The organism is Corynebacterium casei LMG S-19264 (genome assembly GCF_000550785.1).
GTDB lineage: Bacteria > Actinomycetota > Actinomycetes > Mycobacteriales > Mycobacteriaceae > Corynebacterium > Corynebacterium casei.
This window is the reverse complement of the sequence record NZ_CP004350.1, coordinates 1,446,175-1,472,267: the sequence shown is the minus strand read 5'-3', so window position 1 is coordinate 1,472,267 and position 26,093 is coordinate 1,446,175. Positions and strand designations below refer to the sequence as shown.

At 54.6% G+C, this 26,093-nt stretch carries 25 protein-coding genes; 5 read left to right on the top strand and 20 right to left on the bottom strand.

Features of this window, described 5'->3' with window-relative positions:
- Positions 1–4: 4 nt before the first annotated feature.
- Both CCASEI_RS06800 and tpx read right to left on the bottom strand, forming a co-directional pair.
- Positions 5–652 carry an MBL fold metallo-hydrolase gene (locus CCASEI_RS06800; RefSeq protein WP_006823611.1) on the bottom strand — a complete coding sequence of 216 codons (648 nt, stop codon included), beginning with the start codon at positions 650–652 and terminating at the stop codon, positions 5–7.
- 132 nt (positions 653–784) lie between these two features.
- Positions 785–1,282, bottom strand: coding sequence for a thiol peroxidase (tpx, locus tag CCASEI_RS06795; RefSeq protein WP_006823610.1), 498 nt, complete (start codon positions 1,280–1,282; stop codon positions 785–787).
- Between the two features lie 244 nt (positions 1,283–1,526).
- On the opposite strand from tpx, the gene CCASEI_RS06790 reads away from it, so the two are divergent.
- The 3 genes from CCASEI_RS06790 to CCASEI_RS06780 all read left to right on the top strand — a co-directional run bounded on the left by CCASEI_RS06790 (position 1,527) and on the right by CCASEI_RS06780 (position 3,489).
- Entirely contained in the window at positions 1,527–2,381 is an 855-nt protein-coding gene (locus tag CCASEI_RS06790) for a peptidylprolyl isomerase (RefSeq protein WP_006823609.1), read from the top strand.
- A gap of 263 nt (positions 2,382–2,644) precedes the next feature.
- Positions 2,645–2,959: a hypothetical protein gene (locus CCASEI_RS06785; RefSeq protein ID WP_006823608.1), complete on the top strand. Its 315-nt coding sequence runs from the start codon at positions 2,645–2,647 to the stop codon at positions 2,957–2,959.
- A 221-nt stretch (positions 2,960–3,180) separates the two neighbouring features.
- Complete coding sequence (locus CCASEI_RS06780; protein WP_006823607.1) at positions 3,181–3,489, top strand: hypothetical protein; 309 nt, start codon at positions 3,181–3,183, stop codon at positions 3,487–3,489.
- Between the two features lie 92 nt (positions 3,490–3,581).
- Here CCASEI_RS06780 and CCASEI_RS06775 read toward each other — a convergent pair whose 3' ends face one another.
- The 13 genes from CCASEI_RS06775 to CCASEI_RS06715 all read right to left on the bottom strand — a co-directional run bounded on the left by CCASEI_RS06775 (position 3,582) and on the right by CCASEI_RS06715 (position 19,968).
- Positions 3,582–4,148: a DUF421 domain-containing protein gene (locus CCASEI_RS06775; protein ID WP_081466679.1), complete on the bottom strand. Its 567-nt coding sequence runs from the start codon at positions 4,146–4,148 to the stop codon at positions 3,582–3,584.
- 123 nt (positions 4,149–4,271) lie between these two features.
- Positions 4,272–6,416, bottom strand: coding sequence for a bifunctional metallophosphatase/5'-nucleotidase (locus CCASEI_RS06770; protein ID WP_038574511.1), 2,145 nt, complete (start codon positions 6,414–6,416; stop codon positions 4,272–4,274).
- Positions 6,417–6,663: 247 nt separating this feature from the next.
- Positions 6,664–8,958 carry a RelA/SpoT family protein gene (locus tag CCASEI_RS06765; protein WP_025387514.1) on the bottom strand — a complete coding sequence of 765 codons (2,295 nt, stop codon included), beginning with the start codon at positions 8,956–8,958 and terminating at the stop codon, positions 6,664–6,666.
- A gap of 122 nt (positions 8,959–9,080) precedes the next feature.
- The gene (locus CCASEI_RS06760) at positions 9,081–9,629 is read right to left on the bottom strand and encodes an adenine phosphoribosyltransferase (protein ID WP_025387513.1); all 549 of its coding nucleotides are present in this window, start codon (positions 9,627–9,629) and stop codon (positions 9,081–9,083) included.
- Between the two features lie 116 nt (positions 9,630–9,745).
- Entirely contained in the window at positions 9,746–11,452 is a 1,707-nt protein-coding gene (locus CCASEI_RS06755) for an ABC transporter substrate-binding protein (protein WP_025387512.1), read from the bottom strand.
- A 162-nt stretch (positions 11,453–11,614) separates the two neighbouring features.
- Positions 11,615–12,769 (bottom strand): protein translocase subunit SecF, encoded by a 1,155-nt coding sequence (gene secF / locus CCASEI_RS06750; protein WP_025387511.1) that lies wholly within the window; start codon positions 12,767–12,769, stop codon positions 11,615–11,617.
- A gap of 2 nt (positions 12,770–12,771) precedes the next feature.
- The gene (gene secD / locus CCASEI_RS06745; RefSeq protein ID WP_025387510.1) at positions 12,772–14,772 is read right to left on the bottom strand and encodes a protein translocase subunit SecD; all 2,001 of its coding nucleotides are present in this window, start codon (positions 14,770–14,772) and stop codon (positions 12,772–12,774) included.
- Positions 14,773–15,077: 305 nt separating this feature from the next.
- A complete protein-coding gene (gene yajC, locus CCASEI_RS06740) occupies positions 15,078–15,521 on the bottom strand; it encodes a preprotein translocase subunit YajC (protein WP_025387509.1) in 444 nt (147 codons plus the stop codon).
- Positions 15,522–15,637: 116 nt separating this feature from the next.
- Positions 15,638–16,717, bottom strand: a complete 1,080-nt coding sequence (gene ruvB / locus CCASEI_RS06735; protein WP_006823598.1) for a Holliday junction branch migration DNA helicase RuvB — start codon at positions 16,715–16,717, stop codon at positions 15,638–15,640.
- 23 nt (positions 16,718–16,740) lie between these two features.
- Positions 16,741–17,376, bottom strand: a complete 636-nt coding sequence (ruvA, locus tag CCASEI_RS06730) for a Holliday junction branch migration protein RuvA (protein WP_025387508.1) — start codon at positions 17,374–17,376, stop codon at positions 16,741–16,743.
- Between the two features lie 139 nt (positions 17,377–17,515).
- Positions 17,516–18,079, bottom strand: coding sequence for a crossover junction endodeoxyribonuclease RuvC (ruvC, locus tag CCASEI_RS06725; protein ID WP_006823596.1), 564 nt, complete (start codon positions 18,077–18,079; stop codon positions 17,516–17,518).
- A gap of 189 nt (positions 18,080–18,268) precedes the next feature.
- Positions 18,269–19,024 (bottom strand): YebC/PmpR family DNA-binding transcriptional regulator, encoded by a 756-nt coding sequence (locus CCASEI_RS06720; protein WP_006823595.1) that lies wholly within the window; start codon positions 19,022–19,024, stop codon positions 18,269–18,271.
- Between the two features lie 137 nt (positions 19,025–19,161).
- Positions 19,162–19,968 carry an acyl-CoA thioesterase gene (locus tag CCASEI_RS06715; RefSeq protein ID WP_038574506.1) on the bottom strand — a complete coding sequence of 269 codons (807 nt, stop codon included), beginning with the start codon at positions 19,966–19,968 and terminating at the stop codon, positions 19,162–19,164.
- Between the two features lie 170 nt (positions 19,969–20,138).
- Here CCASEI_RS06715 and CCASEI_RS06710 point away from each other — a divergent pair, with 170 nt between their 5' ends.
- Together CCASEI_RS06710 and CCASEI_RS06705 are read left to right on the top strand one after the other, a co-directional pair.
- Positions 20,139–20,618, top strand: a complete 480-nt coding sequence (locus tag CCASEI_RS06710; protein ID WP_006823593.1) for a DUF3817 domain-containing protein — start codon at positions 20,139–20,141, stop codon at positions 20,616–20,618.
- An 85-nt stretch (positions 20,619–20,703) separates the two neighbouring features.
- Positions 20,704–22,161: a glycosyltransferase 87 family protein gene (locus CCASEI_RS06705; protein ID WP_025387506.1), complete on the top strand. Its 1,458-nt coding sequence runs from the start codon at positions 20,704–20,706 to the stop codon at positions 22,159–22,161.
- Here CCASEI_RS06705 and CCASEI_RS06700 read toward each other — a convergent pair.
- Genes CCASEI_RS06700 through CCASEI_RS06680 form a run of 5 tightly spaced genes read right to left on the bottom strand, consistent with a single transcriptional unit; the run spans position 22,142 to position 26,013 of the window.
- Positions 22,142–22,654, bottom strand: a complete 513-nt coding sequence (locus CCASEI_RS06700; protein WP_006823591.1) for a LemA family protein — start codon at positions 22,652–22,654, stop codon at positions 22,142–22,144. The genes CCASEI_RS06705 and CCASEI_RS06700 overlap by 20 nt on opposite strands.
- A gap of 2 nt (positions 22,655–22,656) precedes the next feature.
- Positions 22,657–23,784: a glycosyltransferase family 4 protein gene (locus CCASEI_RS06695; RefSeq protein ID WP_006823590.1), complete on the bottom strand. Its 1,128-nt coding sequence runs from the start codon at positions 23,782–23,784 to the stop codon at positions 22,657–22,659.
- Positions 23,785–23,832: 48 nt separating this feature from the next.
- Positions 23,833–24,741: a phosphatidylinositol mannoside acyltransferase gene (locus tag CCASEI_RS06690; protein ID WP_025387505.1), complete on the bottom strand. Its 909-nt coding sequence runs from the start codon at positions 24,739–24,741 to the stop codon at positions 23,833–23,835.
- An 8-nt stretch (positions 24,742–24,749) separates the two neighbouring features.
- Positions 24,750–25,409, bottom strand: coding sequence for a phosphatidylinositol phosphate synthase (gene pgsA / locus CCASEI_RS06685; protein WP_025387504.1), 660 nt, complete (start codon positions 25,407–25,409; stop codon positions 24,750–24,752).
- The gene (locus CCASEI_RS06680) at positions 25,402–26,013 is read right to left on the bottom strand and encodes an HIT family protein (protein ID WP_006823587.1); all 612 of its coding nucleotides are present in this window, start codon (positions 26,011–26,013) and stop codon (positions 25,402–25,404) included. Before CCASEI_RS06680 ends, pgsA begins: the two co-directional genes overlap by 8 nt.
- Positions 26,014–26,093 lie beyond the last annotated feature (80 nt).

Genomic DNA, 26,093 nt, shown 5'->3' with positions numbered 1-26,093 from the left:
GCTTCTAGATTACATCTCCCAGGTTGAGAAGAAACCCATTGGTCTTTCTTTCCGCACGCATGGTGGTTGTCGGGCCATGCCCCGGAAGCAGCGTCAGTTTATCATTCAAGATATTCAACAGGCTACGCAACGAATCCTGCATGGCCCGTGGATCCGAATGCTGTAGGTCTGTGCGTCCAATTGAGCCCTTAAACAGCACATCGCCGGTCAGCGCAAAATCCTCAGCGACGATGACAACACAGCCCGGGGAATGGCCCGGGCAATGGTGAACCTCAAACTCCATGCCGATCAGAGACAACTTCTCTCCCGTACCGAAGTGGCGAACGTCCGCGATGGGGATCATCGAGGCAGCATCGAAAAGCACCAGCGATTGCGGGGATACTCCCCGGCCGTCTTTCAACATGAATTCATCATCCGGGTGAATATAAACCGGCAAGCTCAAGCGCTTTGCCAAGTCTCCCGCCTCGCGAGTGTGGTCAAGATGTCCATGCGACAGCACGATGGCCTCGATGGTGAAGCCGTGTTGCTGACTGAGCTCAATGACTCTGTCCATGGCGTGCATTCCGGGATCGACCACAAAGGCACGTCCTTCGTGCTCCACGATGTAGGTATTTGTCTTGTAAGGACCGGCCCCAAAACCAAGAATTTGCATGCCTATACCCTATCCTTTGGCTGCCAAAACTCAGCATTGTGGCAATCACGACAAAGCTCCGATCAACCCACATCTAATGGGTCGACCGGAGCTAGTAGATACGAGCCTTGCTCGCCAAATCAGGGGGGGGCTTTACTGCAGCGCAGCCAGTGCCTCGTCGTAGTTAGGCTCTTCAGTGACCTCATCGACGAACTTTGCGTAGACAACCTTGTGGTCTTCATCGGTGACGATGACGCCACGCGCGAGAAGGCCAGCCAGTGGGGAGTCCTGCAGGGTTGCGCCGAAATCTTCACCGAAGGAAGAACGGAAAGCGGATGCTGCAACCACATTGTCCAGGCCCTCTGCTGCACAGAAGCGATCCAGAGCGAATGGCAGGTCCTTGGAGATGGACAGCACAACGGTGTTGTCCAGGGAGGTTGCCTTCTCATTGAATGAGCGGGTCTGTGCCTGGCACACGCCGGTATCGATGGATGGGAAGATTGAAACAACCAGGCGCTTGCCTGCGTAATCCGCTGGAGTGACGTTCGAAAGATCGGTGCCGACGACGGTGAAGTTAGGAAGCTCTGCACCTACTGCTGGAAGCTCACCTGCGGTAGTTGCTGGGTCATTCTTAAAAGTTACGTTAGCCATGTCCCCGACGATACTGTCGTTTTCACTTCCTCGCCATGAAGTTGTTTCTTTGCCACACGTATTCAGCCCGGGGAGGCCCGCCCGCGTCCGCAAAGTGCCAGGAAATGCACAACTAATTGCGTAGGGGCACTTCAACCTGTCTGCGAGGTTCACGCTAGAATCAGTCCGAGAAACCTGGCACGCGAAGTTTCGCTGAAGCGCTGTGCCAGATGTACCTGTTCAACCACGAGCTAAGGATCACTCGGTGACTAGTAATAAAAAGCGCGGCGAAGAAGCCCTATCTCATCTTGCACGCGAGATTAAAGCTCGCGACCGTAAAGACAAGGCACGCCCGTTTGGCGTTGTCATCGCTTCTCTCGTAGCCATCCTCGCCATCGGTGGCGGCATCACCTACATGGCAATGCAGGGCAACGAGGAAGACGTCGTTGCAGAAGACGCAAACACCAATGAGACTGAAGCTGCTCCTGAGGAGCAGGAAGTACTCACCCTTGCCGGTCAGCGTGAGACCCCGCTGGAAGACACCGTTCAGTGTGAGTACAACGAGTCCGGTGAAGCTGCAAATGATGCCACCGTTCCAAACGGCGACGACATTTCCACTGAGGGCACTGTCACCGTCAACTTCACCACCAACCAGGGCGAGATTCCAATGGAGCTCGACCGTGCGCTTGCTCCGTGTGCCGTCAACGCGATCACCGATTTGGTTGACCAGGGCTACTACGACGACACCATTTGCCACCGCATGACCACCGGCGGTCTCGCTGTACTGCAGTGTGGTGACCCAACCGGTTCCGGCTCCGGCGGACCTGGCTTCCAGTTCGCTAACGAGTACCCAACTGATGAGCTCGATGACACCGCTGTTCAGTCCATCTACCCACGCGGTTCCATCGCGATGGCAAACGCTGGCCCAGACACCAACGGTTCCCAGTTCTTCCTGAACTACGCGGACTCCACCCTGGCGCCTGATTACACCTACTTCGGCAACGTCACCGAAGAGGGACTTGAAACTCTCGACGCAATCGCCGAGACCGGTGTTGAGGGCGGCGCCAGCGACGGCGCTCCTGCGGAAGAGGTTCGTATCGAATCCGCTACCCTCGCCTAGGGTCAATCGCCTTGTGCGGAAATATTTAGACATTTAGCGTGCCCGCTGGATTTATATTCCAGCGGGTTTTGCTTTACCACGTCGCGAAATACATCAAATACTTAGCCGCAACAAACTAAGATCGTCCAGTTTTCACAGCTCACAGACAGTAAGTGTTGGATGTCACACTCTTAACAAAACTTCATAGATCTCTTGCAATAGCCTTAAGGTCACGTTAATATCATGGCGTCTACTAGAACTTACGAAGTCTGAAGGATTTCCACATGAAGCTTTTCTCCCGCAAGGCAATCGTTGCCGGCGCAACCGCACTCGCAGTCACCTTCGCAGGTACCTCCGTAGCCGTCGCTCAAGAAGACGAGACCACCGTCACCACCACCACCGACGAGACCTCGGTTGAGACTCCAACCTCCAAGGAATCCGAAGCTCCAGCTGAAGGCGACAAGGATGATGAGAAGGAAGAGGGTTCCTCCACGGACCCCAAGGACATCACTGCTTGGATCTCCGTCTTCACCGCAGTCGTTGGTGCAGTGGGCACACTGTTCACCTTCGCTAACAAGCACTTTGACTTCATGGGCTAATTTGCTTCCTGTGAAGTAAACAAGCTTAAAGCTGCTGGGACATTGACTCAGCAGCTTTAGTCGTTTTTGGACTCGCTCAACACGGGTTAAGCAAACTAACCCGATTGCCGAGTCATGAAAGTGTGAGATTGGTTCAATTTCACATATGTGTGTCGAAAAATAATTACATTAGAGTAGACTTCTTCTGGGCACTTAAAACTTGAATATCAAAGGATTGTTTCATGACTCTCTTCTCCCGTAAGGCTCTTGTTGCAGGCGCTACCGCTGTTGCTTTGACCTTCTCTGGAACCGCTGTTGCAAACGCACAGAGCAGCTTCGCCGGTAGCTCCGAATCCACCACTGCGGAAGGAGAGAACACCGGCAACGGCAACAACGCTAATGCCGACGTCTCCTCTGAGGATTCCTTCGTCTACAACCTCTTCTACGGCTCCACCAATGATGAGGGCGAATTGGATCCAAAGGAATTCACCACCTGGATCAACACCATCAACTCCTTGCTGCGCACCATGGACAGCTTCCTGTCTATGTAAGCACTTTGCTCAAGGCATTCCGGCTGGCTCGTTATTACGGGTGAGCCGGATTTTTGGATCACTGGCTTGGATCAGTGGCTTAGACCGGGAGCTCATTTAGTGTGAGGATTTTGGGCGGGTGCCTCAAGGAGTTCTTTTGCTCCACGCACGTCTTTAAGCATTTCTGGGTCAAGGGGGCTGCCTGCACGGATGATGGAGACGTCACCCGAGGCCTCTAGAATCATTGCTTGGACATCTGCGAAGTTTCCAATCCCCGCCTTGCGAATAGACGTTCTGACATCGTCATAAGAAAAATGCGACTTGCGAAGAGCGTTGGTCACAATAGCGCCTTCAAACATCAGCAAAATCGGTTCACGGTCTATTAGGTGCCCAAGTCCGCTCTTCTCCCGCAGGATTCCGAAAAAGGCTTCTAGGACCATCAGGGTTGCAAGCCCAATGATGCCAGCTGCCAGCGTGGGTGGATGGCCGAGGATGACGCGCCCGGCGACTGCGCCGAACATAATGATGATGACTGCATCAGACGCTGACATTGACGTCAGTACGCGCGAGCCGAAGATCTTCACTAAGAGTAGGAACGCGATATAAATCAGGACTGCCGCCAAGATGACGATGGGAATACGCGGCGGGTCAATATAGAGCTGCTCGCGGGCATGTTCCATCAACGTATCAGTCCAATTCACGTCATCTACGTTACCTTGCCTGTTGCCTGGGGCCATGTAAAAGCGGGTGGTTCTTCCCCATTGCTGAGGATGAACCACCCGCGGTGAGTAGCTAGCAGCTAATTAGAACTGGATTGGGCTGACAGTGTTGATCTGACGGCGCAGGTCGTTCAGAGTACGCTGCATGTTAGCTGGGATGAACTGGTCGAACTGACCGCTTAGACCAACGAATGCTGCGATGCCAGCAATCGCTGCCAGTACACCGGCGAAGCCAAGACCTGCAGCGGAGCCGGAGGCAGAACCTTCGGAGGAGCCCTCAGCAGAACCCTCAGAAGGGGTTCCTGGCTCATCGCCATCGGTGTCCTCGGTGAATCCAAGCTCGCTCAGTGGGACGGTGATTTCGGTGCCTGCATCGGTGGTTATGGTGACCAGGTCGGTCTCCACAGCGTCCTCTGGCAGAATCAGTTCAACGGTTGCGCGGCCGAACTCGTTGAGCTGGTTGTCTTCCTCAGCGTTCCACTCGGTGTCAACGTCAGCGGTCTCAGAAACATCGCCAACTGCAACGGTCGCGGTAGTGGCCTGTGGGTCTTCTTCCATGGTGTAGTTCAAGGAAGTCAGGTTGAAGGTAACTGCCTCGCCTGGTGCAACGGTGCCCTCAGCGGAGATGCCGATATCGGTCTGTCCGGACTGGATATCAGCACCAGCCGCGATGTAGTCATTGAGCACGGAGTAGTCCATGTATCCCACATCGGTTAGCCCCTGAACACTAGCCAGTGAGGTAAAGCCGTCGCCACCGTCGAATAGGAAGGTGGAGGTTGCCACGGTGTAGTCAGCGGCTGGGTCAATCTCTTCACCGTTTAAGGTTGCGGAGATAACGCGCTCACCCTGCTCTGCAGACGGATCGTATACGTATTCAAAGCCTGCGGACATGCCCAATGCCAGACGTGGACGGGAAGCACCTGGCTGCCACTGAGCCTCCAGAGCATCCAGGATGTCCTGGCCGGTCAGGATGCCATAAGCAACAGAGTTGCCGAATGGCTGCACGGTAAGAACGTCCTCAAAGGTGACGTCGCCTTCAGGCAGGTCAGCGCGAACGCCGCCGGCGTTCATGATGCCCAAATCGATGTCCACACCGATCTGCTGTTCCAGGGATGCGCGGTTAGCGTCAGCAATCAGGGAGTTCAAGGTGGATTCAACGCCACGGTTAGAACCGGAGCCAGCGCCAGCATCCTGGCCACGGAAGGTTGCGGACTCCATCTGGCCAACAACCTCAGCGCCAAGCGCCTTAGCCTCTGCCTCGGCTGCAGCAACACGCGCCGCTACCTCAGCATCAGGCTCGAGAGCTTCAACCTCTGGCATGGAACGATCCCACTGATTGATCTCAATGGACTCAATCTCGTTGGTGTCCTTGTTGAATTTAATGTCTGCGTCCTGCAGAACCTTGCCGTACTCGTGGCCCTGAGCCCAGTACAGTGGCAGTGCACCTTCGCGTGCAACCTCACCGCTGCTGCGCACGTGGGAGTCGCCACCGAAGAGGATATCAACGTTGTTGTTGAAGCCCTCTGCGTACTGCTCCACGTCCTCATGCATCAGCGCGACAACAACATCTGCTTCGCCGGATTCGGTCAAACGGTCAGCTTCTGCGTTGGTAGCAGCTACTGGGTCAGTGAACTCAACGCCCTCGATTGCAGACGGAGCGACCTTGTTCTTGGTCAAAGTGGTCACAGTACCAACGAAGCCGACCTTCACGCCGTCAACTTCGATAACTTTGGACGCATCCAGCAGTGGCTCACCGTTCAAGGTGACGTTAGCGCCGAGAATTGGGTAGTCAGAGCCCTCAACAATGCGGCCAGTCAGATCCTCATGGCCCTGGTCGAACTCATGGTTGCCAACAGCAGAGACATCAACGCCCAACAGGTTGAGGATGTCCAAGGTTGGTTCATCATTTGCCACTGCAGAAACGAATGCGGTGCCGCCGACGTTATCGCCGGAGGTGGTCATGATGAATTCCTGGTCCTGGTTGACGTATTCAATCAGGGGCTTCAGCTTCGCCGCACCCATTTCAGAGTTAGCGCCTGGCTCTTCGGTTTCTTCGAAAGAAAGGTGGCCGTGGAAATCGGTGATGTTGGTGACGGAGAAATCGACAACGTCACCTTCCTGTGCGAAAGCAACAGGTGCGCCAACAACGATGGTGGCGGAAACGGTGGTAGCAGCCAATAGGCGGCCGAAATGACGGAACTTAGACACGGGTTCTCCTGTGAGGATCATAAAAGTTTGCTTACAAGAGTTCTTTATAACGCCTAAGAAACGATTCGGCAGTGCAACGATTACACCCCACCTGCGTATTTACCTTTGGGTTCTCAACAGTTCACGTTGTGGACATGCACCCGAAATATATTAGAAGCCTAACTACCCCTAAGGAGGGGGCTTGCCGGTACAAGCCCCCTCCTTAGTTTGGCAACGCCCTCACTGCTAACTGAAAGCTGTCCTTGCGTCGACTGTCGTGCGTCCCTGCCTAAGCCGTCACACGGTAGACGTCAAACACACCCTCGGTGTTTCGCAGCGTGGTCATAAGCGCACCCAGCTGCTTGGTGTCAGAGACAGAGAAGGTGAACTGCAACGTGGCAATGTGGTCTTCTCCCCTGCTAGAACGCATGGACAAGACATTCAGCTTGGACTCGCTGAAGATCTTGGTCACCTCGAACAGCAGACCTTGACGGTCAAGAGCCTCGAGCTGCAAGGTTGCGGCGAAAGCACCTGAGGAAGACTTTCCTTGGGCCCATTCCACCTGCATCATGCGTTCAGGTTCGCTCTTGAGCTTCTCTGCATTCGTGCAATCCACTCGGTGAACAGAGACACCGCCACCGCGGGTGACAAAGCCAAAGATTTCATCACCCGGCACCGGCTGGCAGCACTTCGCCAGCTTGGCCAGCACATCAGGGCTGCCCTCAACCAGAATGCCGGAGCCATTCTTGGAGTCTTCAGTCTGCTGCTTCGCGCGGGAGCTCTCCAGCTCAGATAGAGGAGTACGCGAAGCAAGAGCATCGGCAGCATCATCACGGTCACCGAACAGTGCCATCAACTGATTAGCCACATGCTGCGCGGAAACGTGGCCAGCACCAATCGCGGTGTACAGCGAATCTACATCCTCAAAATGCAGCTGCTCCGCAACCTGTTTCATCGACTTTGCAGTAAACAGACGGTGCATCGGCAAGCCACCGCGCTGCACCTCCGTGGCCAAAGCGTCACGGCCTGCCTCAAGGTGCTCCTCACGGCGCTCCTTGGCAAACCACTGGCGAACCTTCGCCTTCGCGCGCGGTGACACCAAGAACTCCTGCCAGTCCCGTGATGGACCGGCATTGGCATCCTTGGAAGTAAAGATTTCTACCTTGTCACCGGACTTCAACTCCGATTCCAGCGCGACTAGCTTGCCATTGACCTTGGCGCCAATACAACGGTGACCAACCTCCGTGTGCACGGCATAGGCAAAGTCCACAGGGGTGGAACCTGCCGGCAGCGTGACCACATCACCCTTCGGGGTAAACGCGAAAATCTGCTGCGACGTCAGGTCGTAGCGCAAAGAATCCAGGAATTCATTTGGATCGGCTGCTTCCTTCTGCCAATCCAGCAATTGACGCATCCAGGCCATCTGGTCAACTTCTTCATTGTTGCCAGAGTTCTTGCCCTTCATCTCCTTGTATCGCCAGTGCGCTGCCACACCGAATTCGGCGTTGTAGTGCATCTCGTGTGTACGCACCTGGACTTCTAGGGTGGACTCCCCAGCAATCACCGTGGTGTGCAGAGACTGATAAACACCGAAGCGCGGCGAGGAAATATAGTCCTTGAAACGCCCCGGAAGAGCCTGAAACAGCGAGTGCACGACGCCGATAGCTGCGTAGCAATTGTTCACGTCATCGACCAGGATGCGGATGCCCACGAGGTCAAAGATCTCTGCGAAGTCACGGCCACGCACAATCATCTTTTGATAAATCGACCAGTAGTGCTTTGGTCGGCCCATCACTTCAGCTTCAATGCCGTTTTCTTTCAGAGCAGAAGAAACCTGTTCCTTGATTTCGGCTAGTGCCCGGTCACGTGAAGGTGCGCGGTCAGCAACCATGCGCACGATCTCGTCGTACTTCTTCGGGTACAAGATGGCGAAGGCAAGGTCCTCGAGCTCCCATTTGACGTTAGCCATGCCCAGGCGGTGCGCTAGTGGTGCAATCACGTCAAGGGTTTGCCGCGCCTTCTTAGCCTGCTTTTCCGGCGGCAAAAAGCGCATGGTGCGCATGTTGTGCAAACGGTCCGCAACCTTGATGACCAGCACGCGCGGGTCATGCGCCATGGCGACAATCATCTTGCGGATTGTCTCCGCCTCAGCGGCCGCGCCAAGCGCGACCTTGTCCAGCTTGGTCACACCATCAACCAGACGCGCCACCTCAGGACCAAAATCAGCCGTGATGTCCTCGAGTGAGTAGTCGGTATCCTCCACCGTGTCATGGAGCAATGCCGCCACCACAGTGGTGGTGTCCATGCCGATCTCCGCGGCAATGGTTGCCACCGCCAGCGGGTGAGTAATATACGGCTCCCCCGACTTCCTAAACACACCAACATGCAGCTTCTCCGCAGTTGAATATGCATTATTGAGAAGTTCTACATCAGCGCGGGGATGGAACTGCCGGTGGATAGACAGCAACGGATCCAAGACCGGATTTACCTTGACGCGGCCCCCTGTCAGCGAACGCGCAAGGCGGGCTGACATACTGCGAACGCCACTGCTCGCTGGGCGTTTCGTAGACCTATTATTCGTCATATGCGCCCTTTCACTCACTACACGACCGGCTTCGAAAGCTTCCCAGAAGCTATCTATTATCTGCCACTGTGGGGAACATAATGGCAGTAACCGAATCCTTAATGTATCTAGTTTAGCGCGTCTTATTCAGATGTGGCATTCAGCACACTGATTGGGCGATCCCCGAACTTCTCGCGGCCACCCAAACCATCAACTTCCAAGACCACAACGGCTCCAACGACCTCAGCACCAGCTGACTCCAACAGCTGACGTGCTCCGGCTAGGGTGCCGCCGGTGGCCAAGACGTCATCGACAAGAGCGATCTTGGAGCCCTTAATCATTGCCCCGTCTGCGGGAATCTCCAACGCCGCCGAACCATACTCCAAGGAGTACTCCTGGTGCAGCACTGGAGGAGGCAACTTTCCGGCCTTGCGCACGGCGAGCACGCCGGTACCAAGCTTGTAGGCCGCAGCAGAGCCCAAGAGGAAACCGCGCGCATCCAAGCCCGCAATCAAGTCAGCGCCGAGCTTCTCGCATTCATCGGCGAGCCCATCGATGACCACGGAGAAGGCTGCACCATCAGCCAAGACCGGAGTGAGGTCCTCAAAGAGCACACCCTTTTCTGGGAAATCCTGCACGTAGCGGATATTGTCCTTGATAGCTTCGCGGGCATTGGCATACTTGGAATTCACGTTTTTAAACCTTAAAACCTAATCTCAACGGATTGGATATGTTGTGGAAATGGGGCGGATGTAATAGCTGGGAAGTGCGAGCACAAGCAGATTATCAAGTGGACTGGGAAGTTTCTTTAGTCGCCGTTCTCAGCGGAGTTAGTGGAGGTCTCTTCGCTGGCTTCGGCTTCGCGCACAAACCAACGGTCCATGTTCCAGCCAATTCCGGAGCTACCGGTATAAGGCACGGCGTTGGCCACCTGTGGGGAGATAAAGAAGGTGTGCGGTTCAGCCGACAATGGGAGGCCTGGAAGGTCTTCCCACAATTGGCGTTCTTCATCGCGCAGCTCATCCACGCGCGCCAAGCTTGCCGATGACACTCCGTACTGCGAACGCGAATCAATCGGGCCGAGGAAAGCATCGATGCTTGGCAGCCAGGTCTCTGGGTCCATCTCAAGGAAGGCGGCGGAGACATTTGCGCCGGAGACTTCCTCCACAGTGATCCCAGCTCGTTCGCACTGCTGGCGAATGGAGTCCACCATGGCTTGGAGGCGTTGATCTTCACCTAGGTAGCCAATGCGGATGGTCATGCCGGCTAGCTGTCCGGCGGTGTCCATATCAGTGCCCTGGTGTTCTTCGGTTACTGAAGTCAACGTGCGTGCGAGCGGATCATTGTGGTTGACCGCGTGGGTATAAACAGCTGGCACCTCAACGCCGGAGGCTTCTGAACTCACACGGGCAATCTCATTGTGGTCGATGCAGCTGGCAAATGCTTGGCGAGCCCACTGCTGTTCGAATACGCCGGAATCGGAGAATATCAGCGAGTCAGTAAGGTCACCCACGACGTCTTCGATCTCAAAATCATCGGCCATGGTCTCTGCGTTATACCACTGCGGCTCAGAGACCGCGGCGTCTGCAATCAACAGGTTGTCCTGCTCAGTTACTTCAGAGACATCGGACTGAATAGGCCACACCACTAGGTGTTCCACCGCTGCCTGATCACCGTAATAATTCTCATTGCGCTTAAGCAGTACCTCGCCTTGCTCGCCGACGCTGTCAATGGTGAATGGGCCGTAGGAAACGTGCATCTCAGGGATAAAGTTCTCTAGTCCAAAAGCAAAGCGCCAAATCTCTGCGATGCGACCCAACTGGTTAGGGTCCTGGGAGAACAATGCGCTGACTAGTTCTTCCCTGCTCATCTCAGCACGTTCAGCGACCTTGTGCGCCGGCATAATGGTGCCGGGGCTAAACATGTAGCGCCACTGGCCACCTTGTCCTGGTTGGAACTTGACCAAGAACTTCTTGTTTTCAGGCGCGCAAGCCACGGACTCAACCTGATCCATCAACGGCATGTTGGAGCCGAACATTTCCTGCATCTGCCCGGCGGTGTACGACAAGAGGAAATCATCACAGGTAACCGGGGTGTTGTCAGAGTAGATTGCGTCTTCGGCGATGGTGTACAAGACATTGCGCTGATCGCCGTCCATCCACTCTTGCGTAGTCACCAAGTCTGAATTGGGGACGAACTGTCCCGTTGGCCCTGGGACAAATGCACCTGGGTATAAACGCCCAGACAACTGCGAGGCGACAGAGGCCGTACCGAACGCGGATCCAGCGTTCACGGTTGTCAGCTCAGAGTTCGCCAGATAACCCGGGTATTCCGAAGCCTTCTTCTCCTGCGGCCCCAGCTCGTCCTCGCTGCCTTGGTCAGCACCGGAGGAACATGCGGTCAATGCCACCGACATCGCGGCTAGAAGCGCTACACCGGCACGGCTGCGCCATGCACGCGAACCACGCGCATTCGCACCTGTTGTACCTGGCATCTTCCCTGCCTTTTTGGTCATGCCCACGTCTCCTTCACAAGCCTGGAATTTTACTACTGCCGTGCTTCTTAGACCAATAATCAACCGTGGAATTCAATCAACCTCAGTAAAGCAGACACTAAAGAAGACAGCACCGCCAAAAATGAGCGGTGCTGTAAGAAATTAGCTAGCTAGAGCCAAGCTTTAGCGCCCGGGGCGCCACGAGGAACCAGTGCGGTTTGCTTGGGTTCCTTCCAGGTTGGTGACTTGCTTGGTTGGAGAAACGACCTGACGCTTGGTGCCGTGGTCTGATTCGGAGCCGGCGCCAGCTTCTTGCTCCTCCGTGAATTCCGCGCTCGCACGGTACTCTGCGACGTCCTTGTTGTGCTGCTGAATCTTCTTGCTGCGGTTAGCCAAGGAGACAACCAGTGGCGAGGCCAAGAAGATGGAAGAGAAGATACCTTCAATCACACCGATCAGCTGAATCAGCGCCAAGTCACGCAAGGTACCAATACCCATCATCCACACGGCAACAATGAACAACGCAACAATTGGGAGTGCGGAAATAACCGAGGTGGAGATCGAACGCATTACTGTCTGGTTAATAGCCAAGTTGGTTTGCTCGGCGTACGTTCGATTTCTTTGCCCAGTAATCCCCTCCGTATTTTCATTGACCTTGTCAAAGACGATGACTGAGTCATAGATGGAGAAGGTCAAAACGGTCAGCAGACCAATGATTACTGCTGGGGATACTTCCAGGCCAAAGAGTGCGTACAGGCCCGCGATGATGACACCATCGGCGATCAGCGCAAGAATTGCCGCAATCGCCATGGTGCGCTGCAAACGGAATGCAACATACGCGGTTGCGATGACTAGGAAGACGATCATCGCGATAACCATGCGCTGGGTAATCGTGGAACCCCAGGACTCAGAAACGGTGGAGACACCCACTGCGTCTGGAGTGGACTCACCCATCGCATTAACTGGCTCGAACTCTTCGTAGATGGCCAAACGCGCGGCGTCAGCCTGTTCTTCGGTCAATCGCTCGGAATTGACCTCGAGGGTGGCTGAGTTGCCACTACCAACGATTTGAACCTGTTCAGGTTCAATGCCGGTAGCTTCCTCGAAGACCTCGCCTACTGCTTGTTCTTCGAGGTTGGCAGCCGGCAGGCTGACCTTGGTGCCGCCTTCAAAGTCCAGGGACAGGGTGAATCCGCGGATGGCGATTGCAGCGATAGCCACGATGAGCAGGCCAGCAGTGATGGCGTACCAGGTCTTTGCACGGCCGATGAAGTCGAACCCGCCCTCATCGAGGTAGAGGCGGTCCATGCGTGAAATCTTAGATTTATTTGCAGCCATGATTATTTCTCCTCATCCTGGGAGTCCTGCTCCGACGGCGTCGTGGAGTCACTATCCCCGCGGGATTGGTTTTCGGTTGCTGTAGATGAGGCGGATCCAGTCGCGGCTGGGCCTACGACACTACGGAGTTTGTTCTCTGGTGCTTCTTCCGGCGCTGCCTCATTGTCGGCGGCAACGTTCGCGCCAGCAGACTTGCCAGACTTGGAGAAGAATCCTTGCTCACGGCGCTCTTGCGCAAGCGCGAAGATGCCGCCAAGGCCATTCATAGAAGGCTTTGCAAACGCTGGTCGCCGAGCTGCAAGCTGCATGAGTGGTGCCATGATCAGGAAGGAAACGACCAAGTCGAATACCGTGGTCAGACCCAAGGTGAACGCGAAGCCCTTAACTTCACCGACAGCCAGGAGGTAAACCACGATGGAGCCAATCAGGGTCACGGCGTTACCGGTGACGATGGTAGAGCGTGCACGCTCCCAAGCCTTCGTAGCAGCCGACCTGAACGTGCGGCCCTCTAGCAACTCATCCTTGATGCGCTCGTAGTAGACCACGAAGGAGTCAGCCGTTGCACCGATACCGATGACCAGACCGGCAATACCTGACAGGTCAAGTGAGTAACCAATCCAGCGGCCCAACAGAACAATGGAGCCGTAGGTCAGGATTGCTGCGCCAACCAGAGTCAGGATGGAGACACCGGCCAATGCACGGAAGTAGTACAGCGAGTACAGAGCAACCATGATCAAACCAACGATGCCGGCAATCAAACCTGCCTGTAGTGCGGTGTGGCCCAGGGATGGTGGAACAATTTCGGTGGTACCACCGGATTCGCCGTCTTCACCAGTAAAGGACAACGGCAACGCGCCGTAGCGCAGGTTGTTCGCCAGGTTCTGTGCTTCTTCCTGGGTAAACTGACCCGTAATGGAAGTCGCGGAACCATAAGGGGTTGCACCCTGAATAACTGGAGCGGAGATCACCGCGGAGTCCAAGGTGATAGCAATCTGCTTCTGCAGATTCTCCTGAGTCAGGTTAGCCCAGGTTTCAGAACCGGAAGGACCATCACCAGTTTGGAAGGAGAAACTGATTTCCATCTGGCCGGTCTGGGAGTTCAAACCACCGTTGATTGGAGAGTTCGTGTCAATCTCATTACCAGTCAGGCGGGTACCTTCAGGGTCCTCAATGCCGGTCAGCAGTGGAGCCGGCTGCAGCAAGTAAGGAGCCTGGTTGGCGTAATCACAGGTAACAAATGGCAGCGCTGGGTCATCAGCACCAGCCAATGGGTCAGTGGTGGCATCACACTGCATCAGAGAAAGAGCTGCTGCCTGAACCGTTGGGTCTTCCGACTGACGGTCTTGCAAGAGCATATCCGCCATCTCGTCGCGTCGGTCGGCGGCCTCAATGGAGTTTTCTGGCTCCGGAAGAGGCTCCGCTGTCACGGTTGGAGCATCCGAGCCTTCGTCCGCAGCATCAGCTTCCTCCTCACCTTCTTCCGCAGTGGTTGGATTTATGGCGTCATGAACTTGGCCAAGGATTTCATTTGCACCCTCGCCAGAGATGACGTCATATTCCACCCAGCGGTTAGCCATTTCTTCAATGGTCTCGCCCAATGCTGCTGGATCTGGCATTGGCTGATCCGCTACGGGACGGAACAGCAGCTGCGACGTAGCACCCACTGCCTGTGCCTGAGTGGTGTCTTCACCAGGAACCGTAATCACCAGGGTGTTGCCGTTGGTGACAACCTCTGCACCAGAGACACCCATGCCGTTGACACGTTGTTCCAGAATGACACGAGCCTGTGCCAACTGATCCTGCGTTGGCTCTTCACCCTGCGGAACCAGAGTTACTCGGGTACCACCCTGGAGATCAATACCAAGCTTCGGGCTTAGTGAACGGTCACCAGTAAACAGCACTAGTGCGTACAAAAGGACCACTATGAGGCCGAACAGCGCCAGTGCGCGTTTTGGCCAGGTGCGACTGCTGTTGCTGATCGCGCCGCGGTTAGGAGCGGACAAGACTAATCTCCCACTGATTGACTTTATTGGTTATATATCTTTCGTGGCCTCCACAAGTACTACATCTTTCAATGCAGAGTTCTGAGACCAAACACAAACCATCATCGTACGTCATCTTGGTGGCTAAGCTGCACCCGACCATGGCATTTCTGGTCGCTTGTGACAATTACAACGACGTATCAACAAAGCTGTGCAGGTAAACGTACCCTTAGTTAACAAGGTGTGATCAAAAAAGGCACCCGCGGCACCTTCTTCAGGTGGCGCTCGGATGCCTTTGCTGCAACGTAGCCTATTGCTAGGTTATGTTAATTTTTGGACTCTGGGGAGTTTCCGTAGTCGCCCTCACCATAGTCACCGGAGCTGAAGTTGTCCGGATTGTTCTCAGGATGAACGTTGCGGTCACCGAAGGAATCCTGCAGGGAATCTTGCTCTGATGCAACGTCCTCAGCGGGAGCCTGCTGGCCAGCAACTGCGGTTGCTTCAGCGGAGCCAATTCCGTCTGCGCTTCGCAGGATGCCCATGCGGTCAAAGGTGATGACAACGTTTGGCGCGACTTCCAAGTCCACTCCATTTTCATTGGTGGAAACAACGGTACCGATAATTCCGCCCGCAGTAGCTACGCGCTGACCTGGGACCAGGTTCTGCTGGAAGTCAAGAACTTCACGTTGACGCTGGCGCTGCTTGCGGCCGATCAAAATACTTGGAAGGAGGAAAAGGACGAGGATGAGTGCGAGAAATACTAATTCCATAATGACACCATAATGCCAGAATAACGCTTCAATCTCTGCCCTATTTGGCTTTGTTCTCTACACGCGAACAAAATAGTTGCCATGTCCCCTACCCGGGATTTTCCCAGGTAACATCCCTAGAACAACCCAGCTGCAGTTTCTGGCGGGGTCATTCCCAAATGCTTCCACGCCAAACGCGTAGCGATTCGACCGCGCGCAGAACGCGAAATCATACCTGCGCGAACAAGGTAGGGCTCACATACTTCCTCAACCGTGGAGGGCTCTTCGCCGACAGCAATCGCGAGCGTATTGACACCAACTGGTCCACCACCGTGACCTTTAATCAAAGCACCGAGGACGGCGCGGTCAAGACGGTCCAGCCCTTTATCGTCAACGTCAAAGACTTCCAGTGCACCCTGTGCGGCTACGAGGTTGACGCGACCATCACCATTGACTTCAGCAAAGTCACGCACACGGCGCAACAGTCGGTTCGCAATACGAGGTGTACCTCGTGAACGAGAGGCGATTTCAATGGCGGCTTCTTTATCAATCTCCACACCAAGGATGCGCGCAGCACGCGTGACCACATGCTCAAGATCATCGGTGTTGTAGTACTCCATCTGCGCGGTAAACCCGAAGCGGTCACGCAGCGGGCCAGTCAGCATGCCAGCTCGAGTGGTGGCACCCACCAAAGTAAATGGCGGGATTTCCAAAGGAATAGATGTCGCGCCTGGCCCCTTGCCCACGATGACGTCAATGCGGAAGTCCTCCATCGCCATGTAAAGCATTTCCTCTGCAGGACGGGCAATACGGTGGATTTCGTCGATGAATAAGACATCGCCTTCCATCAAATTCGACAGCATTGCCGCCAAGTCACCCGCACGCTCTAGCGCTGGGCCGGATGTCATGCGCAAACTGGTGCCCATTTCTTGCGCAATAATCATGGCCATGGTGGTCTTACCCAAACCCGGAGGACCAGAGAGAAGAACGTGGTCAGGAGTTACACCACGGTTGCGCGCACCAGTGAGAACCAGCGAGAGCTGCTCTTTTACCTTCGGCTGGCCAATGAACTCATCCAAGCCCTTCGGGCGAAGTGAACGCTCAATATCATGCTCACCAGTGTGCGCCTCAGACTCGACGTTCTCGTTGCGCTGCAGTGGAGAGGTCCGCGTGGCTTCATCAGGAAGGTTAAACTCTGTACGTTCTACATCTGACATGTGCTGTCCCAATCTCCCCTGGATTACTTACTGACGCTCAACGAGGACAAGGAAGCACGAAGAATCACTGCGGTCTCCAGCTTTTCAAGGTCCTCTGATGCTCCAACGTGTGCTTCGACCACAGGGCGTGCTGCCTTTTCGGTAAAGCCAAGGCCAACCAGAGCCTCGACAACAGTGTCGATGATGGCACCGCTGCCCACCGGCAAGTTGGACTGTGTTGGGCTAGCCGCTCCCTCTGCTGAATCTGGAAGGCCAACGAATCCCTTGACTTTGTCCTTCAACTCCAACGCCATGCGCTCCGACATGCGCTTGCCCACACCAGGGATGGTCTGCAACTTCTTGGCATCTCCATTGCTAATGGCCATGGCAATTTCACCAGCATCCATGACCGACAAACACGCAAGGGCTAGTTTCGGGCCAAGGCCGGAAACAGCCTGCAGTTGGTGGAACATCGCCCGGTCATCGGCGTTGGTAAAGCCGTACAAAGTCATGGCGTCTTCTTTGACGGTCATGGATGTCATCACCCGCGCATGCTCACCGCGGGTCAATGTTCCCAGAGTCCTAGGCGTGGCCAAGAACTGGTAGCCGACTCCGGCGCACTCTATAACAGCGTGATCAAGCTCAATTGTGAGAACTTCACCGCTCAAAGATGCAATCACGTGGACTCAAGCTCCATTTCTTCGTTCAACTAAGTTCAGACTGTGGGACGTTTCGCCCAACATTGGTTCTATCTTTACAAGCTATATAGTTTTTGACTGCCATTAATGGCCATTGGTTGCATGACGTTGCGCCGATTGATTAACGCGCAGCCTTCTGGCGGCGCTGTTCTTCAAGTTCTTTCAGCTGTTGCTGCGCTAGCTCAGCTCTATGAATGACTGGTGCACGCCAGCAGTGACACACTGCCAACGCCAGAGCATCAGCGGCGTCCGCAGGCTTCGGCGCCTCACTCAAGCCTAAGATTCGAGTAATCATCGTGGTCATCTGCTTCTTATCAGCGCGACCATTGCCAGAAATAGCTTTTTTCACTTCTGACGGGGTGTACATGTACACCGGAATATCACGCTTCGCCGCTGCCAACATCAACACACCAACACCATGAGCGGTATAAAGGACTGTTGAGACATTTCCACGCTCGAAGAGTCGCTCGATGGCCACCACATCCGGCTTATAGTCATCCATCCACTCTTCGACAGCATTAGACAACCGAAGTAGGCGCTGCGCGAGCTCTTCCTCTGGAGGTGTGCGGGCAACTCCCACCGAAATGGGCAGAACTGCACGACCACGGCCAGCTTGAACGACGGATAAACCGCAGCGGGTTAGGCCAGGATCAATGCCCATTACGCGTAAACCCTCAAGGTTCATTAGCCACACCGTCCTCTCGCGCCGATTCAGAAATTCATGCTACCCGCCAATGTCGCATTTTACGACACCAACTCACATATATGTTCTACCACGGGACCTAGACAAAGAACTGCACCTACTCCCCTAACCTGGAAAGTAGGTGCACTCTTTTAATTTCTAAAGCCCTTTTTAGGCCAATCTAATTTCGAATTAGTCAGCGTCCAATGCTGCGATGACATCATCGGAGAGATCCATATTCGTGTAAACGTTCTGCACGTCATCGGACTCTTCCAAAGCATTGATCAAACGCATAATCTTCTTCGCGTCATCAACGCCCAGTGGAACCTCAACGGAGGCCCGGAAATCCTGGTCAGAATCTTCAACTTCAATCTCTGCATCGACCAAGGCTTCCTTGACTGCAGAAATGTCGGTTGGCTGGCACGTAACTTCGTAGAATTCGCCGATGTCGGCTACATCCTCAGCGCCTGCTTCCAGTACTGCCATGAGGACGTCGTCGACTTCAAGCTCGCCCTTCTGCACGAGTACAACGCCGGTGCGGGTGAACATGTATGAAACGGAACCAGACTCACCAAGGTTGCCACCGTTACGGGACATTGCGGTACGAACCTCGGTTGCTGCTCTGTTGCGGTTGTCGGTCAAACACTCGATCAGCATTGCAACACCGTTCGGGCCATAACCTTCGTACATGATGTTTTCCCAGTCAGCACCGCCAGCTTCTTCGCCGGAGCCGCGCTTGCGCGCGCGTTCGATGTTATCGTTCGGGACGGAGGCCTTCTTAGCCTTCTTGATCATATCGTCCAGGGTTGGGTTGGCCGCCGGGTCACCGCCACCAGTACGCGCTGCAACTTCGATGTTCTTGACTAGCTTCGCGAATTCTTTGCCACGCTTAGCGTCATTCGCAGCCTTCTTGTGCTTCGTAGTTGCCCACTTTGAGTGGCCTGACATTCAAGTTACCTTTCGTACGTGAAAATTTAGCTCTGTATCAACTATACGTTCTTCTGCAGTTCGCAGTATTTCTCCCCCGCAGAAAACGGCAAAACTAAACTCAAAAACTTGATCCCCAAAGACCAGGGATGGCCGGATTAAGAAGTCCGCTTTGCGCGAATGAGCCCTTCCTGGGACAGCACTACCACCAGTTCACCCCGTTGGTTGTAGACATTTCCCTTACTTAAACCAATGCCGCTACCGGCTGAAGGCGAATACTGATCAATAAGCAACCACTCGTCAACGCGCACGGGCCGAAGGAACCACATCGCATGGTCGAGGCTGGCAGCCTGAATATCAGGGTTATCGTGGTCCAATAGTGTCGTGTACAGCAACGTCATATCGGAAAGATACGCAAGGGCTGCCTGGTGCGAACCCTGGTCATTACCCATGTCGCTCGTGTTTTTAATCCACAGGTACTGATGTGTTGCCTGCCCTGCTGGATGGAGTAGCTCTTCTGAAAGCTTCTCATTGGGTACCACGCGGATATCCCAGTCGGTCCAATCCAAGGCGCGCTTCTTTGCCGATTGTGGGCGGAACTCAACGTGGTCAATGGATTCTTCAGGCCCAGGAACATCCGGCATTGATGTGGCATGTTCGGGACCAGAGTCTTGGTCATGGTGAAAGCTCACGGACATGATGACCATGCGCTTGCCGTTTTGAAAGCCTTCGACGCGGCGCGCGGCAAAAGAACGGCCATCGCGGATGCGCTCGACGTGGAAGTCAATTGGTTCGGCAGCTACGCCGCCTTCCAGGAAATAACAGTGCAAGGAATGCGCATCCTTGCCTTCGACAGTCAGCAAAGCGGCGCGAAGAGCCTGCGCGACCACTTGTCCGCCAAAGGTACGGGTAAATGCGGTGGGTACTGCAGGCCCCTGAAATACGTCCTCGCCAAGTGGTTTCATCTCAACTATGTCGCTTACCGTGTGTGAGGCACTCGTTGGCACTGAATACTCCTTTAATACTTACTTTCAATATGGAGCTAAAAGGCTCGCAATCTTATGTGAGCAATCGTAAACCCTCACCTGCCTGTCTAGTGCACCAGTATGGAAGTTTGTTGGATACGATGTTGCCTATGACGCCGAAGAAACTGCACAGAATTGTCGCATATCTGGAAATGTTTACCTGGACCTTCCTCATCGTGGGAATGATCCTCAAGTATTCGGGAGTTACTGACGCAGTTACTTCGATTGCCGGTGGCATCCACGGCTTTGGCTTCCTGTGCTTCATCTTCATCACCACCTTGGTGTGGATTAACAACAAGTGGCCTTTCGGCATTGGCGTGCTGGGGCTCTTTGTATCCGTCGTTCCGTGGGCAGCGCTTCCATTCGCATTGTGGGCTGACCGCAAGGGACTGTTGGAAGGCAATTGGCGCTACACCAACCGTGATGAGAAACCCCATGGTCTCTTCGACAATGTCTTAGCTCAGGTTGTCCGCCACCCAGTGCGCTCAATCCTCATCGTCTTTATCGTCGTGGTCATTGTCTTCAGTGTTCTGCTCATGCTGGGACCACCAGTGGATGTGGAATCTGCCATTGAGGGTCAGACCAACTAGTTCTAGGCTGTAGCCTTAAAAAGCTCGCTTTTCGAGCTTTCACCGGACATCTGTTTATTTCAACAACAATAAAGGCCACTAACGCATGCCAGTTTTAAGGCGTCTGTTTGCTTCCGTTCCTGCGGTGTGGACAGCTTGGGTTCTCGCCCGAATTGCCCTTGGGTTCATCATTTTGGACAATTTCACCCCGCGTGGTGACGTTGCTTATTACTACTTCGGGGAGTTCGGCGATGACCCAACGATGATGACGGAGTATCCGCATGCGGGTACTTGGCCAGTTGAGATTCTTACCGCCATCATCGGCGACAGGTTGGATGCTTTCTACATCGCCTTCGTGGTGATGTGCATGCTTTTCGATGCCCTCTTCTTAGCCCTCGTTCTTCGCGGGCATCAGAACAATTCGCGTGTGTTCTACGCCGGTTTGTTTTGGGCATTGTTTGGCACCCTCGCGGGTCAAGTCTTTTACATGCGTCTTGATATTTTCCCAGCGCTTGCCGTGGCTGCAGCCGCGGCATGTATTACGCGCTGGCCCAACCTGGCGTCGGCAATGCTGGCTTTTGCCACCACCATGAAGCTGTGGCCTGGCGTCTTAGCCGCTGGTCTGGTGGGTCGCTTCACCAAGGGCAAAGCCTGGTTTCGCCTGGTGTCCTTCTTCGCTGCACTCGTAGCGCTATGCGCCGTCACGGTGTTTACCCGCGGCTGGGATCGTCTCATTAGCCCGCTGACCTACCAAGGTGATCGCGGACTTCAGATCGAATCGATCCCCGCTACGTACTTTGTTTACCAAGCTTTCTTTGAACCTGAACGCTGGGACATGGGCTATGCCAGCTCTAAGAGCTTTGAAATCGCCGGCCCTGGTGTTGAGCAGGCAATCACTTGGTCAACCTATGCAATGGTGGCTGTGGTTGCCTTTGCTTTGTTATGGGCACTCTGGCGATTTTTCGCCGGCGGCTGGCAGCCACGCAGCACCATCGCTTTCTTTGCCGTCATGGTCCTTCTGCTGATTGCCACCAACAAGGTCTTCTCCCCGCAGTACATCGTCTGGTTCGGCCCTCTGCTCGCTGTCGCAATCCGCCAGCCCAAAATCGAGGGCACTCCAAAGGCACGCATCGCCATACGCATTTTGCTGTGGCTTCTGGCATTGATGACTCTGGTGGCCGCCGGTTTGGGAACTTATGTCTACCCAACCAAGTACAACTTCATCTGGAACGATGTCGGAGTCGAGTACGGCCCTGTCTTAGCACTGGCTATCCGAAATGGACTCATCGTTGCGATGGCTGTTCTCTCGCTTATCTGGCTCGCCATTGAAACCTGGCGCGATGCGAAGCTCACTAGGAGCGGCATCGCGGGCAAAGACATTATTGCCCCGCGCGATAGTGAATCAGAGGGCGCCGAAGCAGAATCCTCTGTCGGTGTTTCTACGGCCAGCCCAATTTCGCAATACGAAGATTTTGGTGCAGCTCCAGAATCAGGGCCGAAGCAAACTCCAGAGCCGAGGTTGGGACCAGAGCCGGATGCTGGCACTACGACTGATCGAGTTTAAAAGAGTACTCAAAAAACTCCGGTAAAGGTGCTGTGCCGCCGAGGCGAAGCACCCTTACCGTTGGGCGTAGTCGCAGCCCGCGGGTGTCTGAGACTGCTTCATTGTAGAAGCGGTGCGCTAGATGGACGCGCGTTTCGGCATCGACAAGCTGCGGATTAGCCGAAATCGAGTTTCCCCTCGCCAAGTCAGATCCCAATCCAGGCTCTGTCTCAAGGAAGCTGTGAACTGCCTGGTTGAGCTCACGTTCGCGTTGTGCTCGCTCATCGAACTGACCGTGGCGCAAGGGAACCCCTTCGGCCTTTGTGGCAGTGGCCGCGATCGACGGAATGAGCACCCCGATTACAGCTGCGCGTCGATCCAACATGGCTTGCAGCTGTGCCAATGCAGCGTCGGTTCGAATGTGCAGGGTGTTGAGCCGCTGCGCGGTGAAATACGCCCACAGCGCCATAACGGTGATGACAACCGTGGCGATAATTAGCAATATTGTGTTCATTGTTAACCGATGCGAACCTTCGTGCCGTCTTGAACAGTTTCATAAACTTGCATGACAGCCGCTGCCACATGGTCCCAATCGTATTGCTGGGAACGTTTGGTGCCTGCTGCAATCAACTCGTGGCGCGCCGCATCGTCATCGATAAGATGCGTGATTTTCGCGGCTAAGTCTCGAGCATCACCGTTTTTAAATAGCAGCCCTGCCGGCTGCGGGGAATCTGCGTCGCAGACAGCAGCAAATGCTTCAAGGTCACTTGCGACGACAGCACAACCGGCAGCCATGGCTTCCACCAGGACAATACCGAAGGACTCCCCGCCCCTATTGGGCGCAACGTAGATATCCGCACGGCCCAAAATCGTAGCTTTGTCCAAATCTGAAACGCGTCCCACAAAGTCCACGCCAGGCCGGGACCGAGCGTGACCTCCGCCCATGACAGTTACCCGAATTGGGCGGTGAATATGCTCCAGCGCATCCAGCAACACGTCTAGACCCTTGCGGGATTCATCAAGGCGGCCCAGAAAAACGATCTCGATTGGATCATTGCTACTTTCACCGCTGGTCTCTGCCAAGGCGAGCTTTTCTTCATGCAGCTTGCGGGCACCCGCGTAGACGGATGTGTCCACGCCGTTCGGAATGAGTACAGGATCGCCACCAAGCTGCTCGACCTGCCAGCGCCGAGCCATTTCAGAAACGGCAATACCGCCACGAATCTTATCCAGCATAGGGTTGAGAATCGGTTTGGCTAACTGCAAAAGGCGCGAGTTGGCTGCCGATGCATGGTAGGTCGCCACAATGGGTCCTTCCGCGATACGCAGCGCCCGCATGGAATAACTCGGGGAATTCGGCTCATGGATATGCAGGACGTCGAAGTTGCCTTCGCGAATGAACTTTTTCACGCGCTTGGACACCTGCGGGCCCACCGAAAGCCGAGCCACCGAGCCATTGTAGGAAATCGGGATCGAGCCGCCGCCTTTGACCACAAAGTCTGGCATTTCCGTCTTTGCTGAAGCAGGCCCTAGGACCTGCACAAAGTGTCCTTGGTCCAAAAATACTGACGCCAAGTCCAGCATGTGGGCTTGAACGCCACCGGGTTCGTCGAAAGAATAGGGGCACACCAATCCAATACGCATAGTTGTGTCCAAACCTTCCTAAACCGCACCTGATTACTGAGTACTTGACTAGTTTTGTCCCTGTTTGCGCCGCCTGCGACGCGCTTCAACATCCACATTCCATTGTGGCTGCAACATGTGCCAATCTTCTGGGCGCCGCCTTAAAAATCCCTCAAAAGCATGCGCGATACGCTGCGTTGTGGCTTGCGTGTCCGTGACCTCAATCGGTTCTGAGACCGTCATACCCCAGCCAGGCGTGGAGTCATCGAAGAAGCAATGAACTGCGTGAAGATTAGCTCGGGTTTCTTGCGCAAGCAACGCCGGACCCGCGGCCATATTGCAGGGCTCGCCAAAGAAATCTACTTCTACCCCGCTGCGCGTTAAATCACGTTCAGACAGCAAGCACACCACTTCACCAGCATTGAGCGCTTCCTTCAGTTGTTCAAAAGGAGGCTGTTCCCCACCGGTTAAAGCAATAACTTTAAAGCCCAGGGACTCGCGGTATTCCACGAAGGCTTCAAAAAGCCTTTCAGGTTTTACCCTTTCAGCCACCGTTGTAAATGGGCCGTCATAGCCAACTAAGAAAACCCCGGCCATATCCCAGTTGCCACTGTGGGTCAGAGCCAGGATGGTGCCTTTATCAGAGGCCAAGGAGGCATCGATAAGCTCTTTGCCCTCCAACCCTGCTAGAAGCTGACGGTGCAGGTCTGGTTCTTTCTGAATGGTTTGAAGCCGAAAAGCCTCCATCCAATAGCGCATATATGAGCGCATGGATTTACGCACCAACTCTGCGGTGACATTCCCCGGCCCCACCACGCGGGCGAGGTTGCGGCGAAGCTGATCCATCCCCTTGCCATTGTCGGAGACTTTGTCTGCGACCTTGTTAAAAACCCACCGGGCAAACGGCAACGGCAAGTGCTTTACCACTGACCACCCAGCTAGGTAGCCTGCCGCGGAGATGTCTTCTTTGCTAAACATTTATCCTCTCAGGCTGGCTTCGCGGGGTTTGGGCCGCCACTGGGCTTTCGTTGTTGGGCCTGTTGCTGCTGGTCCTGTTTGAAAGCCAACATGAGGCGCTGGTAGACGGTGAAACATGAACCTACGGCCAAGACCCACAAGCAGATTGGGAGGATATATGGCACGCCAAGACCTTCCAAACCAATGCCAACCAAGCCAAGGATGAGACGTTCCGGGCGTTCAATCAAACCGCCGACCATGGCAAACCCTGAAGCCTCACCGCGGGCTTTGACATAGGAAATGACCTGCGAGGTCACCAACACCACGAGAGCTGCAAAAATGGTAGCCGGATGGGCATTGTCCTGATAAATCAAGTACCAAATGATGGCAGCAAACAATGCGCCGTCAGTAATACGGTCGCAGCTGGCATCAAGCGTTGCGCCGAACTTCGTGCCCCCGCCGCTCAACCGCGCCATGGTCCCATCAACCATGTCAAAAGCAGCGAAAAGGCCCGAAAAAACTGCTGCCGCGAACAAATATCCGCTTGGAATCAGAGTCACCGTGATCGCGATGGTGACAAAAGTGCCAATGAGGGTAACAGCATTGGGAGTCAAACCTACTTTGAGGAACGCGCGAGCAACCGGCTCAACAACGACCGCCGCAGGCTTGCGCCCATGGACGCTAAGCACTGGGGTTCTCCCTCTTAGAAGTCTCCATTTGGCTATCCTCCAACTCAATTTCTTGCCAGCCCTTGGCAAGCACCTGCCGCGTATCTTTCAGCAGCTGCGGCAAAACCTTCGCTCCATCAAGAATAGTCATAAAATTACTATCACCTGACCAGCGCGGCACGACATGCATGTGAAGATGATCTCCCACCGAACCACCTGATGCCTTACCTAGGTTGAATCCTACGTTGATTGCTTCAGGCCGTGACACCTTCTTAAGCACTCGGATGGCTTTCTTCACAAACGCCATGAGCTCAGCCGTCTCTGGTTCGGTGAGATCCTCGAAGTTGGATTCTTTGCGGTAAGGCACCACCATCAGGTGGCCTGCGTTATAAGGAAACAGGTTCAGAAGTGCATAAACGTGTTCCCCGCGGGCGATGATGAGTGCTTCCTCATCATCTTTCTTTGGTGCTTCAACAAACGGGTCCTTGGTGCGTTTGTTAATGTACGCCATGCGAAAAGGGGCCCACAGCCGTTCGAGGCGGTCTGGCTCACCCACACCAGAATCCACGTACACGTCCATTCCTTCTTGTCCTTCTTTCTCGCTCTCGGCTGAGGAGTTGGCCATGACTGAGGACGTGTCCTTTCTTCTCGCCCTGCAAGTGGCGAGTCTTAGGCTGCAGATTCTTGGTATGGGTAGCTTTTGTG